This is a genomic window from Nodosilinea nodulosa PCC 7104, assembly GCF_000309385.1.
Classification (GTDB): domain Bacteria; phylum Cyanobacteriota; class Cyanobacteriia; order Phormidesmidales; family Phormidesmidaceae; genus Nodosilinea; species Nodosilinea nodulosa.
The window spans coordinates 1,674,957-1,687,615 of sequence record NZ_JH976537.1; the positions used below are offsets into that span (position 1 = coordinate 1,674,957).

Here is a 12,659-nt window from a genome sequence, read left to right on the forward strand (position 1 = left end):
TTGATCTGTCTCAACCCTTAACGATTGTGGCCCTATGAGCAGGATGGTTGCAGGTCAGACGATCGGTCAGACTTGAAGGGTAGGGCAAGGCAGGGAGTGCAGGGAAACGCTATGGCGGGGACATATTTTACCGGGTGCGCGGTGTGGGCATTTAAAGATTGGGTGGGCAGCTTTTACCCCAGGGGCAGCAAGGCGGGGGATTTTTTGCGGCTGTACGGCGATCGCATGACCGCCGTCGAGGGCAACACCACCTTTTACTCCATGCCCGACGCCAAAACCATCGATCGCTGGGCCGCTACCATGCCCCCCGGCTTTCGCTTTTGCCCCAAGCTGCCCCGCGCCTTCTCCCACCAGGGCAAGCTGGTGCCCTTTGTGGAAGCGTCTCACCGCTTTTTGCAAACCCTGACCCCCCTGGGAGACAGGCTGGGGCCGCTGTTCATTCAGCTGCCGCCCACCTACAGCCCCGAAAATTTGGCCGACCTGCGCGAATTTCTGGCTCGCTGGCCCCTGCAGCAGTGCCCGATCGCCGTGGAGGTGCGCCACCTGGGCTGGTTTGCCGAACCCCAGGCCACCCGCCTCAACCAGATGCTCACCAGCCTGGGCGTGGGCCGCGTGCTGCTCGACACCCGCCCCATCTACGACTGCATCAACACTCCCGATGACGATCCGCAGATTGGCTCCGAGCGCAAGAAACCCAGGGTGCCGCTCCAGCCGCAGGTGACGGCAGCGTTCACGATGGTTCGCTACATCAGCCACCCCGACCTGGCCTACAACCAGCCCTATTTCGATGAGTGGGTGCTCCGACTGAAGCCGTGGCTGGAGGCCGGAACCGACGTGTATTTCTTCGCCCACTGCCCCCAGGAGGTGAAATCTCCAGCGGTGGCTCGGGCCGTCTACCACCAGCTTCAGCAGGCCGGGGCCGCGCTGCCCGAGCTGCTGTGGGATAGGGCCGATCAAAAGAGGGCCGAGGAAGATGATTCCCCGGCCCAGCTCAGTTTATTTGGCTGATTATTTGACGGACAGGTGGTCCCGATGGGGCGGGAGCCTAGTCGTTTTCCCAGTCTTCGCGGCCCATCAGATCGCCCACGCGATCGCGCAGTAAAAATCCTGAAGACTCCAGCTCGGTTTCTACCATGGCCCACTCGCGGGCGGGAATGTGGCGGCACAGGGTATAAATTGGCTGCTGACGGCTAACCACACCCTTTTGAACCAGCTGTCGAGCTTCGTCACGGATGATATCGATGGAGTAGTGGAGGGACTGAAGCATAGCTAAACCCAGTAACGACGAAGGAGCTGCACGTGACAAAAGTCAAATAAGCCAGACAAGAATCTTTAGATTCCGTATCCCAGTTTACTGATAGTTTTTAGGGTTTGGCTAGCAGCTCTGGCTTATTCTCGCCTTAATCTTTGGGCCGTGCTGTTAACAAATGCTGTATTTTTGTCCAGAGCTACGCTACAGACGGTAACAAATCCGTAATGCGCGGTGCCGCTACGGGCCGTCAAGGGCAGCTGCCGACTAGGGCAAACGACCGCAGAACCCCCAGTAGCCCTGAGCCGGAGGACCGACATTGCAGCCCTTTAAGTTTTTCGGAATCGTCTAGCTGGGTTGGGTAGTTTAAATACAGGGTAGCCATCAACCCATCGGGAGGACAGGTCGTGAGCGTGACCGACGAACTTTTTCACCGAGCCAACGATTTGTGCCGCCGCCGCGCCTACGAACAGTGGCACCGGGGGCAGAGCAAGCAGCAGATCTTGCGATCGCAGGTCGGCTTCCAATCCCTGCCGCCGACTCGTCCCCAGCCCTGCCGAGGATGCGCCAACTACCACGGCATTGCCTACGGCACCAGCCGGGCGCGGCGCAGTACTCTGGTCTGTGCAATCCATCCCCACGGCTGGCAGGGGGTTGCGGGGTGTCCCGATTGGCGCGGGGATGAGGGGATAAGGGGATGAGGGGGTGGTTCACCTTCCCTATCTCCCCCACCTTCCCCATCGGGCGTATGCAACGGCTAGGGGATCCCCCCTGCCCCCTTAAAAAGGGGGGTCTGAGTCCGCTTCAAAGTCCCCCTTTTTAAGGGGGATTTAGCGATTATCTTGATTGTCAACCACTTGTGGCTGGCGTGGCAGTCTGAGCGGGTTCTGTATCCTTAGGGTCTCGCCACGATTGACCTTGGGTGACCAGCGCATTGAGGATGCCTAACAGCTTATGGGCACAGGCAATCAAGGCGACCTTTTTGGGTTTCCCTGCGCTTAACAGACGTTGATAGAACGCGATGATGACGGGGTTGTGTTGAATGGCCACCAAGGCTGACATATACAACGTGGAGCGTACCAGGGCGCGACCGCCCACGATGTGGCGTTTGCCCCGAAGCTTGCCACTGTCAAAATTGAACGGGGCGACACCCACTAGGCTAGCCAACCGTTTCGTCGAGAGTTGGCCCAGCTCCGGCAGTAGCGCCAATAGGGTGGTGGCCACGACTCGCCCGACTCCAGGTACACTGGTCAACCACTCGTAGCGCTGCTGGCGGGTCTCATCGGCCTGACGGAGTTGGTCGATCTCCGCATCAAGGGCTTTGACCCGCTGCTTGAGCCAGTCAATGTGAGTATCAATATCGGCCTGGGCCGTGCGGTTGCGCGCACTGTGGCGACGACGCTGCTCACTGTTGAGCATCTCAATCACTTGAGAACGCCGATGGACCAAGTCAGAGAGCGCTTCCTGATGCTCTGAGGCCAACGGTTTCGGTAACGGCTGCAGCGCCTCGCCAAAATGCGCCAACATCGACGCATCAATGCGATCGGTCTTGGCCAATCGCCCAGACGCTTTGCTAAAGTCCCGCGCCCGCTTCGGATTGATCACCGCCACCGCGATTTCATGGCGCTGCAAGACCTGAACCACGCCCCGTTCCATCCCACCTGTGGATTCCACCACCACCAGCGCGACGGTGACAGCCTGTAGTTCATTCAACAGCCTCTGCCATCCCGACTCGTCATTAGCCACTTGCCAGTAGCGTCCCGAGGGTCGCAGCGCTACGTCCAGCTTGGCCTGACTCACATCAATACCCACCCATTGCCGTTCTTCACTCGTCCCCATCACGCACCTCCTGAGGAATAGAATGACCATTCATCACTCGACCTTGTTCGATGCGGGTTCATGACCCTGGCGATTTTTCGAGCTGTTGACAAATGGCAGAACGGCGACCTGGACTAAATCTCGGTTTCTAGAACCGGGGGGAGATCGGTCTACCGTCCTGCTGCTTAAAATACAAGGGGGATCGCTAGCTTTGGTCGGTAGTCCCCCAATCTCTAGATGCGCCCTTCCCCATCTCCTCACCTCCCTCACCTTCCCCATCTCCTCACCTTCCCCACCCCCCTCACTCCCGCAATACCCCTCGCAGCCGCTGGCTCACCGCATCCACCCCAAAGGTAAGCACCACAAAAACGCCCAATGTCACCATGACGCGGCTGTAGTCAAAGCTGCTGATTTGCTCGGTGAGCAGGCGGCCCAGCCCCCCGGCGCCGACCAGGCCGACGATCACCGTTTCGCGCAGGCACACCTCCCAGCGGTAGAGAATGTAGGCCAGAAAGCGGCCCAGGTTTTGGGGCAATATGCCGTAGGCCACCACCGCGCTGGGGCTAGCGCCCAGGGAACTCAGAGCGCGCACGGGGCGATCGTCCAGGTTTTCATTGACCTCAGCCATCAGGCGGCCCAGAATGCCGAAGTTGTGCAGGGCCAGGGCCAGCGCCCCCGGCAGCACGCCGGGAAACAGCACGAACAGCAGCACCAGCGCCCAAATGGGAGCCGGGATAGCGCGGCTGACCAGCAGCACCAGCCGACTCAGCCCCAGCAGGGTATAGGCTCCCCAGGCCAAGCCGCCGCGCTGACCCACGGGCCGCAGCAGGCCCCCCGGCAGCAAAAAGTTTTGGGCGGCGGGCAGCGAGAACACAATGCCGCCAAGGCCCGCCAGGGCGATCGCCACCATGGACATGGCCACCGTCAGCCAGGCCAGTTGGGCTAGGTTGGCCGCCTCGGCCACCGTCGGCCACGGGGGCCAGTCTGTCGCCAGCAGGTCGCCCAGCAGCTGCTGGGTGCGCGCCGACCAAAGAACGCCTAAGTTCAGGTGCAAGAACCCCACACTCAGGGGCACCGCTAGCAAGGCCCCCAGCCACGACAGCCGCAAAAACCAGTCCTGGCCCGGTGCCTGGCGGGCCGAGCGAGCCGCCGTGCTGCCCGGCTTGCGGTTGAGGTCAAGGCGGCTGGTAAAGCCCATGCGGCGGCGCACCAGAGCGCTCCAGGCATCCACCACGCCGTTGAGAATAACCAGGGCGTAAAACCCCGTCCACAGCTGCTCGTAGCGCAAGGATTGCAGGCTGAGAAAAATTTCGTAGCCGATCCCCCCCGCGCCGATGATCCCCAGCACTGCCGAGGACCTGAGCGAACACTCAAACCGATAGAACGTGTAGGAGAGCAGGTTGGGCAGTGCCTGGGGCAGCAGGCCATAGATCAGCGCGACCAGGGGTGGTGCTCCTGCATTCAGCAGCGCCTGCAGGGGTTCCTGGGGAGTTTCATCCAAAATTTCTGAGAATACCTTAGAGACGATCGCCCCGAAGGGAATCGCGATCGCCAGTACCCCCACCAGCGGGTCTAGCCCCAGCACTTGCAGCAGCACCAGCCCCCAAATCAGCTCGTGGATGGCGCGGGGAAAGGCCAGCAGCCCCCTCACCCCCAGCCAGAGGCCCGATCGCAGGCCAGAACGGTGCCTGGGCAACAGCGTTTGCCACCAGACAGCCGATGACAGCAGACCGCCCCCCAGCCCCAGCCCCACGCTCAGGGCGGTGCCCAACACCGCGTAGGCCAGCGTGACCAGCGCGGCGCGCCCCATGCGAGCAACAAACTCAGGGCTGAGGTCGGGGTGCAGGCTGGCGGCCAAAAACTCCCGCAGCTGGGGCCAGCCGCCCAGGTTGATGAGCTCCGCCCCAGGGCGCCCCAGCCCCGCCTGCCAGGCCGCCAGCCCCAGGGCTAGCAAAACTCCCAGAGCGCTGGCTGTTTTCGGGTTCCAGAGGCTCGGTCGCAGCGGTATGGTGATAGTCTGTTGGGTGTCAACCATGCTCAGGTCGTCACAGTGCCATGGATGTTATGCCCCAAACCGACGCTTATCTTTTGCAAAACGCTGCCCAGTCCCTTTCTATAGATACGATCCTCCGCCCCGTTAGCCTGGATGCTGGGGACGGTTTCAGCAGCTATTTTACCGGAGTTGATCTGGCTAATCTGGCCGGAGTAACTGGGTCTTCGATTCATCAGGCGGCGCTGTCGCCTGTGCTGGCCCAGCAGTTTGACGAAGACATTCTGGGGGATATGGTCAAAACCTGGCACCATTTTGTCGATTCAGGACAGTTGTGGGCGCTGCTTTTCGGTATTGTAGTGGGCTACTTCATTCGCAACCTGACGGCTTTCTAAACCCTATCTCCTGACCATGCAATCCCCCCCTCCCCAAACCTGGAGTCAGCGCTTTGAGACGGCGCTGCACCCCGCGATCGCGCGCTTTAACGCCAGCATTGGCTTCGATATTGAGCTAATCGAGTACGACCTCACTGGCTCGGCGGCCCACGCCAAAATGCTGGTTAAAACCGGCATTCTCAGCCCCGAGGAAGGGAAGCAGATCGTTACCGGGCTAGAGACCATTCGCCAGGAGTACCGCCGGGGCGACTTTACCCCCGGCGTTGAGGCCGAGGATGTGCACTTTGCCGTGGAGCGGCGGCTGACCGAGCTAATCGGCGATGTGGGCAAAAAGCTGCACACGGCCCGCTCCCGCAACGACCAGGTGGGCACCGACGTGCGCCTCTACCTGCGCGCCCAAATCGAGGCGATTCAGAGCCTGCTGCGCCAGTACCAGCAGACGCTTTTGACCATTGCCGAGGCCAACGTCGAAACGCTGATTCCGGGCTACACCCATCTCCAGCGGGCGCAGCCCCTGAGCCTGGCCCACCACATGCTGGCCTACTTCGCCATGGCCCAGCGCGACTGGGAGCGGCTGCGCGACATTCAAAAGCGGGTGAATATTTCGCCCCTGGGCTGCGGGGCGCTGGCGGGCACAACCTTCCCCATCGATCGCCAGTATGCGGCCGAGCTGCTGGGGTTTGAGCAGGTCTACGGCAACAGCCTGGACGGGGTGAGCGATCGCGACTTTGCGATCGAGTTTGCCTGCGCCGCCAGCATCATCATGGTGCACCTGTCGCGCCTGTCGGAGGAAATGATTCTCTGGGCCTCCGAGGAGTTTAGCTTTGTCACCCTCAACGACAGCTGCTCCACCGGCTCCAGCATCATGCCCCAAAAGAAAAACCCCGATGTGCCCGAGCTGGTGCGGGGCAAAACGGGCCGCGTGTTTGGCCACCTGCAAGGTCTGCTGGTGATGATGAAGGGCCTGCCCCTGGCCTACAACAAAGATCTGCAAGAGGACAAGGAAGCCCTCTTCGACACGGTCAACACCGTAGGCGGCTGCCTTGAGGCGATGACGATTCTGCTGGCGGAGGGGGTTACCTTTCGGGTGCCGCGCCTGCGCCAGGCGGTCAACGAAGACTACTCCAACGCCACCGATGTGGCCGACTACCTGGCCACCAAGGGCGTTCCCTTCCGCGAGGCCTACAACCTGGTGGGCCAGGTGGTGAAGACCTCGCTGGCGGCGGGCAAACTGCTGCGGGAACTCACCCTGGAAGAATGGCAGGCCATTCACCCCGCCTTTGAGGACGACATCTACGCGGCGATCGCCCCTCAGCAGGTAGTCTCGGCCCGCAACAGCTACGGCGGCACCGGCTTTGAGCAGGTGCGTGAGGCGCTCCAGCGGGCTACCCAGGCCCTGGGAGAAGGCTAGTGATCAGTCTCTGCATGATTGTTAAAGATGAGGCGGCCACCCTGGCTCGCACCCTGGAGAGCGTGGCGGGGGTAGCGAATGAAATTGTGGTGGTGGACACCGGGTCAGCGGATGACACGGTGGCGATCGCGCAGTCCCACGGCGCCAGGGTTTACAGCTTTGCCTGGGGTGACGACTTTGCCGCCGCCCGCAACGCGTCGCTCAGCCACGCCACGGGCGACTGGGTGCTGGTGCTCGACGCCGACGAGGTGCTGCTGAGCGAAACCGCCCAGGTGCTCCAGCGCCTCGACCAGGGCCATCCCCTGGGGGATGTGGCCGCCGAGGACGTGCTGGCCGTGAACCTGCTGCGTCTGGAGCTGGGCGCGCCCCAGGCCCCCTACACGTTGATCACCCGGTGCTTTCGGCGGCTGCCCGAGCTTACCTTTAGCCGCCCGTACCACGAAACCGTGGACGACAGCGTGGCGGCGCTCCAGGCGCAGGAACCCCGCTGGCAGGTGCTTACCCTGGGCGAGGTGGCGCTGCACCACACCGGCTATGACCCCGCCGTCGTGGTGCAGCGGGGCAAGTTCGATCGCGCCCGAAAAATCATGGAAACCTACCTGGCGGGCCACCCCGACGACGGCTATTTGCTCAACAAGCTCGCCGCCCTCTACGTCGAGTCTGACCAGGCCGAGGCCGCCCTGCCCCTGCTCAACCACGCCCTGGAGCAGGCCAATGCCCTCGACGAGCTGACCCGCTACGAGCTGCACTACCACCGCGCCTTGGCCCTGGCCAATCGCCCCGAGCTGGCCGCCAGCGATTACCAGGCCGCCCTCGATCAACCCGTTCCCCCAATCCTCAAGCTGGGGGCCTGGATCAACTACGGCAGCCTGAAAAAAGTTCAGGGAGATTTAGAGGGGGCGATCGCGCTATTTCAGCAGGCGATCGCGGCGGACCCCAGCCTGGCGATCGCCCACTACAACCTGGGCACCGCCCACCGGGCCAGGGGCTACCTCGATGAAGCGATCGCGGCCTACCGCCAGGCGATCGCCCTCGACCCCAGCTATCCCGAAGCGTACCAAAACCTGGGCGTGGCCCTGTTTAAGCTGGGCCAACTGCCCGAGGCCGTCCAGGCCTTCCAGCGGGCGATCGCCATTTATGACACCATCGATCCCGCCACGGCGGCCAGCCTGCGCCAGGGAATCACCAAACTCGGCATTCCATCGGGGCTATTTGCGCAGAAAGGATTCGGGTAAGCTGGCCGCAACCTGCACCCCCTGGGGAGACCTGTAGACTTTTCCTTACAGATGCCTACTTAGAATAGCGGGCATCATTCCAATCAAACCCGCCAGGGGATGAATCGTGGGACTTCTGCCACGACACATCGGAGCCGTAGGTGCCCGGTCGCCAGTAGTGAGCGTGTCCACCGTCGGCCTGCTCGGCCCGCTCGGCACTGCTCATATCCGAAGGGCTGCCCCGGTAGCGGGTCCGGTGAGAGGCTGCATCAGCCCCCGCAGTGATGGTAGGGGCGGGTGGCTCACCCCGTCGTCCCAGCACCGTCCGCAGGCGAGTGATCGCCCCGTCCCAGCTCAGATCGGGCTGCTTTAAGATTTCTCGCAGGGCGTTGAGGGCGACGTTGGCAGCCTCGTTGTCCTGGCCGCGCAGGGGTTCTGACGAGCGGATCGGATCTACCTGCACCGCTGCAAAGGCCTGGCGTACGGCGCTTTTAATCTGGTTGTGCAGCTCTCGCTTGGCTTTTTCATACTGGTGCTGCCACCCCTTCTCGCTCGAGGCGTAGAGCGAAGGCAGGCGGTTGAGGGCATAGGTCTCTACCTCAACTCGCTTCAGGTACTTCAGCATGCGAGGATGCATGGTTTTAACCTGCTTTTCCACCTCTTCGGTGACGAGGAGTTCCATGACATTCATGTAGCTATGCCTGGGTACATCGTGAGCGACTTTCATAACCAACCCCATTTTCGTTTAACAAACTGGCGCAGCCCTGGAAAAGCTGGCCGTAGAGATGCTCCCGATTGATCGTCAACTGCGTAAACCACAAAACCCCAACCTTAATGGAGGGGAAAGAGCCAGGTAAGGCCGGGGGATGGAGCACTGCAATAACAGCAGTATGCCCAAATGGATTCCGGAAACCTACTGAAATTGTTCGGTGGCTGGATACTACTCTTTCTGGTGAATATGCCGAATTGACCTATCCTGCTATATTGCCAAATCCGTAAGGATCCCTGCAACCGTACTCATCTAAATTTTAGCGGCTTGTTTCAAAGGTTCATACCCTAGGACTATAGCAATGGGGAGAGGGTTCCCCCCCTCCCCCGTAGGTTAGCCCCTATAGAGCCAGCAGCTCGGCGGGCAGTCGTTTGAAGGAAAGCCGCTCGTTTTCGACATCGACGTAGATCGTGTCGCCCTCGCCAAACTCGCCCCGCAGAATGGATTTGGCGATTTGGGTCTCCAGCTCTCGCTGGATGGCCCGCTTGAGCGGACGGGCACCGTAGACCGGGTCATAGCCCACCTCGGCCAAAAAGTCGAGGGCCGATTCGCTCAGCTTGACCGCCATCTTGCGATCGGCCAGGCGCTCTTCGAGCCGGACCACCTGTAGCTTCACAATCTCGCGCAGCTGCGACTTGAGCAGCCCGTGGAAGATGATCATTTCATCCACCCGGTTGAGAAACTCGGGCCGGAAGCTGCCCCGCAGGGCCTCCATGACGCGGGATTTCATTTCGTCGTACTTAGCATCGTCGCCCGCCACATCGAGAATGTACTGGGAGCCGATGTTGCTGGTCATGATGATGATGGTGTTTTTGAAGTCCACCGTGTGGCCCTGGGCATCGGTGACCCGGCCATCGTCGAGAATTTGCAGCATGACGTTGAACACGTCGGGGTGCGCTTTCTCAATTTCGTCAAACAGAATCACCGCAAAGGGGCGGCGGCGAATCGCCTCGGTGAGCTGGCCGCCCTCATCGTAGCCGACGTAGCCCGGAGGGGCACCGATCAGGCGCGAGACGGCGTGCTTCTCCATGTATTCCGACATGTCGATGCGCACCAGGGCCTCTTCGGTGTCGAACAGGTAGGCGGCCAGGGCCTTGGCCAGCTCGGTTTTACCGACCCCAGTGGGGCCGAGAAAGATAAAGCTGGCGGTGGGGCGGTTGGGGTCGGCCAGGCCCGCCCGCGATCGCTGGATCGCATCGGCCACCGCCGTCACGGCTTCTTCTTGACCGATTACCCGCTCGTGCAGCTCGTCTTCAAGCAGCAGCAGCTTCGCCATCTCCGACTGCACCAGCTTGCTGACCGGGATGCCGGTCCACTTGGAGATGATCTCGGCGATGTCTTCCTCGGTCACCTCTTCGCGCAGCAGGGTTTTGCCCGTGGTTTGGGTGGCGGTGAGCTGGGTTTCGGCGGTTTCGAGCTGGCGCTGCAGCTCGGTGAGCTTGCCGTACTTGAGTTCGGCGGCCCGGTTGAGGTCGTAGTCGCGCTCGGCCTGCTGGATCTCGATGTTGACCCGGTCGATGTCTTCTTTGATCGACTGAATGTGGTCAATGGTGTCTTTTTCGGACTGCCACTGGGCGTTGAGGGCGCTCTGCTGCTCCTTGAGGTCGGCCAGCTCTTTCTCGATCCGCTCCAGGCGCTCCATGGAGGCGGCGTCGCTCTCTTTTTTCAGCGACAGGCGCTCCATTTCGAGCTGGAGAATCTTGCGATCGACTTCGTCGAGCTCCTCGGGCTTGGAGGTAATCTCCATTTTGAGCTTGGCGGCGGCTTCGTCCACCAGGTCGATGGCCTTGTCGGGCAGGAAGCGATCGCTGATGTACCGGGTCGAGAGGGTTGCTGCCGCCACCAGGGCGCTGTCGGAGATTTTCACCCCGTGGTGCACTTCGTAGCGCTCTTTCAGGCCGCGCAAAATCGAGACCGTGTCTTCCACCGTGGGCTGATCGACATAGACCTGTTGGAAGCGGCGCTCCAGAGCGGCGTCTTTCTCAATGTATTTGCGGTACTCGTCCAGGGTTGTGGCGCCAATGCAGCGCAGCTCGCCCCGGGCTAGCATGGGCTTGAGCAGGTTGCCCGCATCCATCGCCCCCTGGGTGGCACCCGCGCCCACCACGGTGTGGATCTCGTCAATAAACAGAATGATCTGCCCTTCGGAGTCGGTGACTTCCTTGAGCACCGCTTTGAGGCGCTCCTCAAACTCGCCCCGGTACTTGGCACCGGCAATCAGCGCCCCCATATCCAGGGCGATCAGCTGGCGGTCTTTGAGCGACTGGGGCACGTCGCCGCTGACGATGCGCTGGGCCAGCCCCTCGGCGATCGCGGTTTTACCTACCCCCGGCTCGCCAATTAGCACCGGGTTATTTTTGGTGCGCCGCGACAGAATCTGGATGGTGCGGCGAATTTCGTCGTCGCGGCCAATCACCGGGTCGAGCTTGCCCCGGCGGGCGGCCTCGGTGAGGTCGCGCCCGTATTTTTCGAGCGATTGGTACTTGCCTTCGGGGTTTTGGTCGGTCACTTTTTGGGTGCCTCGAATGTCTTGAATAACCTGCTTGAGCTTGGCTTCGCTCAGGCCCAAATCTTGAAACAGGGCCTTGCCAAAGCGGGTGTCGCCGGGGTAGGCCAGAATGATGTGCTCAATGGAAATATACTCATCGCCGTAGTCTTTTTTGTGCCTGTCGGCGCGATCGAGCAGGGCGTCGAGCGACTTGCCCAGGTACACCGACGAGCCACTGCCCGACACCTTGGGCTGGCTGTTGATAAAGGCTTCGGTGCGATCGCGCAGCACCTGCCCGTTGACGCCTAGCTTGGCAAAAATGCTGCTGGCCAGACCATCCTGGTCGAGCAGGGCCAGCAGCAGGTGATCGCTCTCGATCTGCTGCTGCTGCGACTGTTTGGCAATATCCTGGGAGCGCACAATGGCATCCCAGGCCTTTTCGGTAAATAAATTTTGGGTGGGTTGCATGGGCGTTCTTTCTCCCAGGTCACTTAAGGTGTTTCGTATGTCTGCATTGTAGAAAGCGCGGCCCGCAGGGCAGGATCGGTGTTTACGATTGTTCTCAGGCGGGTTGCCGTCTTTGAGCTAATTTTCGGCGGCTAAAACCTGGGCACCCCACTGTTTCAGCACTTGCAGCACCGCATACAGCTCATTATTGGGATTAATCAAAGAGAACAGTCGGGAATTGGCGTACTGAGCGACGGGCTGCTGGGTGGCTTTGAGAAACAAAAACTCACTGCCATTCGTAATTAGACCAAAGGTTGACTCTGTCAATTCGGGGTTGCTGAGCATGTATACCAGCGCTTGGGGAATGGCTCGCGTTACGGCAAAGTCGCTGCGCTTGGACTCAATCACCAGCAGCCAAAACTGCTCCTTTAAAACCAGAACATCGATGCGGCCCCGAATGACAATGCCGTCGTCTTCTAGTTCTAAATCGATGCTGGTTTCGGTCTCAATACGAAAGGGTTTACGATAAAACCCAGCCAGATCCAGCAGAGGCGATAACACCACCATCTTGACGCTGTTTTCGAGCATCGGTGGGTCTTCCATCAAAGCCGTAAAATTCGCCTTGACGCGATCCAGCAGATGTTGTTCAGCCTCACTCAAAGGAGACATATTCTGCTGCCACTCCTCAAAAAAGGCGGGATCTAAGGATTGCTGTAACCCCAGGACCTGTTTGAGATCGCGCAGGGTGGCTGTATTTGCCGCAGTGGTTTGCACCATAGTCCATTCGCCAGGAGGTTATACCAATTCTAATTGCTAAAGATCAGGCCCCAAGATTTGTAGGAATCCTGGGGCCTTTCGGTGAGGGTTGAAGGGATACT

11 protein-coding genes are annotated in these 12,659 nt (G+C 60.6%); 5 read left to right on the forward strand and 6 right to left on the reverse strand.

Features of this window, described 5'->3' with window-relative positions:
• The first annotated feature begins 111 nt into the window (after nucleotides 1-111).
• Nucleotides 112-1,008, forward strand: coding sequence for a DUF72 domain-containing protein (locus tag LEPTO7104_RS33140; RefSeq protein WP_040695321.1), 897 nt, complete (start codon nucleotides 112-114; stop codon nucleotides 1,006-1,008).
• A gap of 37 nt (nucleotides 1,009-1,045) precedes the next feature.
• On the opposite strand, the gene LEPTO7104_RS0107515 is transcribed toward LEPTO7104_RS33140, so the two are convergent.
• Nucleotides 1,046-1,267 carry a DUF4327 family protein gene (locus LEPTO7104_RS0107515; protein WP_017297944.1) on the reverse strand — a complete coding sequence of 74 codons (222 nt, stop codon included), beginning with the start codon at nucleotides 1,265-1,267 and terminating at the stop codon, nucleotides 1,046-1,048.
• 389 nt (nucleotides 1,268-1,656) lie between these two features.
• Here LEPTO7104_RS0107515 and LEPTO7104_RS38015 point away from each other — a divergent pair, with 389 nt between their 5' ends.
• A complete protein-coding gene (locus tag LEPTO7104_RS38015) occupies nucleotides 1,657-1,950 on the forward strand; it encodes a hypothetical protein (RefSeq protein ID WP_083887024.1) in 294 nt (97 codons plus the stop codon).
• Nucleotides 1,951-2,098: 148 nt separating this feature from the next.
• Here the strand turns inward: LEPTO7104_RS38015 and LEPTO7104_RS0107520 are convergent, their stop codons facing one another.
• Together LEPTO7104_RS0107520 and LEPTO7104_RS0107525 are read right to left on the reverse strand one after the other, a co-directional pair.
• Entirely contained in the window at nucleotides 2,099-3,088 is a 990-nt protein-coding gene (locus tag LEPTO7104_RS0107520; RefSeq protein ID WP_040695782.1) for an IS110 family RNA-guided transposase, read from the reverse strand.
• A 280-nt stretch (nucleotides 3,089-3,368) separates the two neighbouring features.
• The gene (locus tag LEPTO7104_RS0107525; protein WP_017297945.1) at nucleotides 3,369-5,102 is read right to left on the reverse strand and encodes a PhnE/PtxC family ABC transporter permease; all 1,734 of its coding nucleotides are present in this window, start codon (nucleotides 5,100-5,102) and stop codon (nucleotides 3,369-3,371) included.
• Nucleotides 5,103-5,122: 20 nt separating this feature from the next.
• On the opposite strand from LEPTO7104_RS0107525, the gene LEPTO7104_RS41580 reads away from it, so the two are divergent.
• From LEPTO7104_RS41580 to LEPTO7104_RS0107540, 3 genes are read left to right on the forward strand one after another with little or no spacing between them, the layout of a single operon-like run.
• On the forward strand, nucleotides 5,123-5,452 hold the full coding sequence (locus tag LEPTO7104_RS41580; RefSeq protein ID WP_017297946.1) for a hypothetical protein: 330 nt from the start codon (nucleotides 5,123-5,125) through the stop codon (nucleotides 5,450-5,452).
• A 16-nt stretch (nucleotides 5,453-5,468) separates the two neighbouring features.
• Nucleotides 5,469-6,863 (forward strand): argininosuccinate lyase, encoded by a 1,395-nt coding sequence (gene argH / locus LEPTO7104_RS0107535; RefSeq protein WP_017297947.1) that lies wholly within the window; start codon nucleotides 5,469-5,471, stop codon nucleotides 6,861-6,863.
• Between the two features lie 14 nt (nucleotides 6,864-6,877).
• Nucleotides 6,878-8,098 (forward strand): tetratricopeptide repeat protein, encoded by a 1,221-nt coding sequence (locus LEPTO7104_RS0107540; RefSeq protein WP_040696259.1) that lies wholly within the window; start codon nucleotides 6,878-6,880, stop codon nucleotides 8,096-8,098.
• Between the two features lie 55 nt (nucleotides 8,099-8,153).
• Here LEPTO7104_RS0107540 and LEPTO7104_RS36810 read toward each other — a convergent pair whose 3' ends face one another.
• The 3 genes from LEPTO7104_RS36810 to LEPTO7104_RS0107555 form a co-directional block, all read right to left on the reverse strand.
• Nucleotides 8,154-8,804: a late competence development ComFB family protein gene (locus LEPTO7104_RS36810; RefSeq protein WP_196358093.1), complete on the reverse strand. Its 651-nt coding sequence runs from the start codon at nucleotides 8,802-8,804 to the stop codon at nucleotides 8,154-8,156.
• Nucleotides 8,805-9,186: 382 nt separating this feature from the next.
• Nucleotides 9,187-11,802, reverse strand: coding sequence for an ATP-dependent chaperone ClpB (gene clpB / locus LEPTO7104_RS0107550; RefSeq protein WP_017297950.1), 2,616 nt, complete (start codon nucleotides 11,800-11,802; stop codon nucleotides 9,187-9,189).
• A gap of 117 nt (nucleotides 11,803-11,919) precedes the next feature.
• On the reverse strand, nucleotides 11,920-12,558 hold the full coding sequence (locus LEPTO7104_RS0107555; protein ID WP_017297951.1) for a type I restriction endonuclease: 639 nt from the start codon (nucleotides 12,556-12,558) through the stop codon (nucleotides 11,920-11,922).
• Nucleotides 12,559-12,659 lie beyond the last annotated feature (101 nt).

Coding starts and splice junctions, on each gene's coding strand:
- LEPTO7104_RS0107520 (WP_040695782.1), bottom strand. CDS start 3,088: ATGGGGACGAGTGAAGAACGGCAATGGGTGGGTATTGATGTGAGTCAG.
- LEPTO7104_RS0107555 (WP_017297951.1), bottom strand. CDS start 12,558: ATGGTGCAAACCACTGCGGCAAATACAGCCACCCTGCGCGATCTCAAA.
- LEPTO7104_RS41580 (WP_017297946.1), top strand. CDS start 5,123: ATGGATGTTATGCCCCAAACCGACGCTTATCTTTTGCAAAACGCTGCC.
- LEPTO7104_RS33140 (WP_040695321.1), top strand. CDS start 112: ATGGCGGGGACATATTTTACCGGGTGCGCGGTGTGGGCATTTAAAGAT.
- LEPTO7104_RS0107525 (WP_017297945.1), bottom strand. CDS start 5,102: ATGGTTGACACCCAACAGACTATCACCATACCGCTGCGACCGAGCCTC.
- LEPTO7104_RS0107540 (WP_040696259.1), top strand. CDS start 6,878: ATGATTGTTAAAGATGAGGCGGCCACCCTGGCTCGCACCCTGGAGAGC.
- argH (WP_017297947.1), top strand. CDS start 5,469: ATGCAATCCCCCCCTCCCCAAACCTGGAGTCAGCGCTTTGAGACGGCG.
- LEPTO7104_RS36810 (WP_196358093.1), bottom strand. CDS start 8,804: ATGAAAGTCGCTCACGATGTACCCAGGCATAGCTACATGAATGTCATG.
- clpB (WP_017297950.1), bottom strand. CDS start 11,802: ATGCAACCCACCCAAAATTTATTTACCGAAAAGGCCTGGGATGCCATT.
- LEPTO7104_RS0107515 (WP_017297944.1), bottom strand. CDS start 1,267: ATGCTTCAGTCCCTCCACTACTCCATCGATATCATCCGTGACGAAGCT.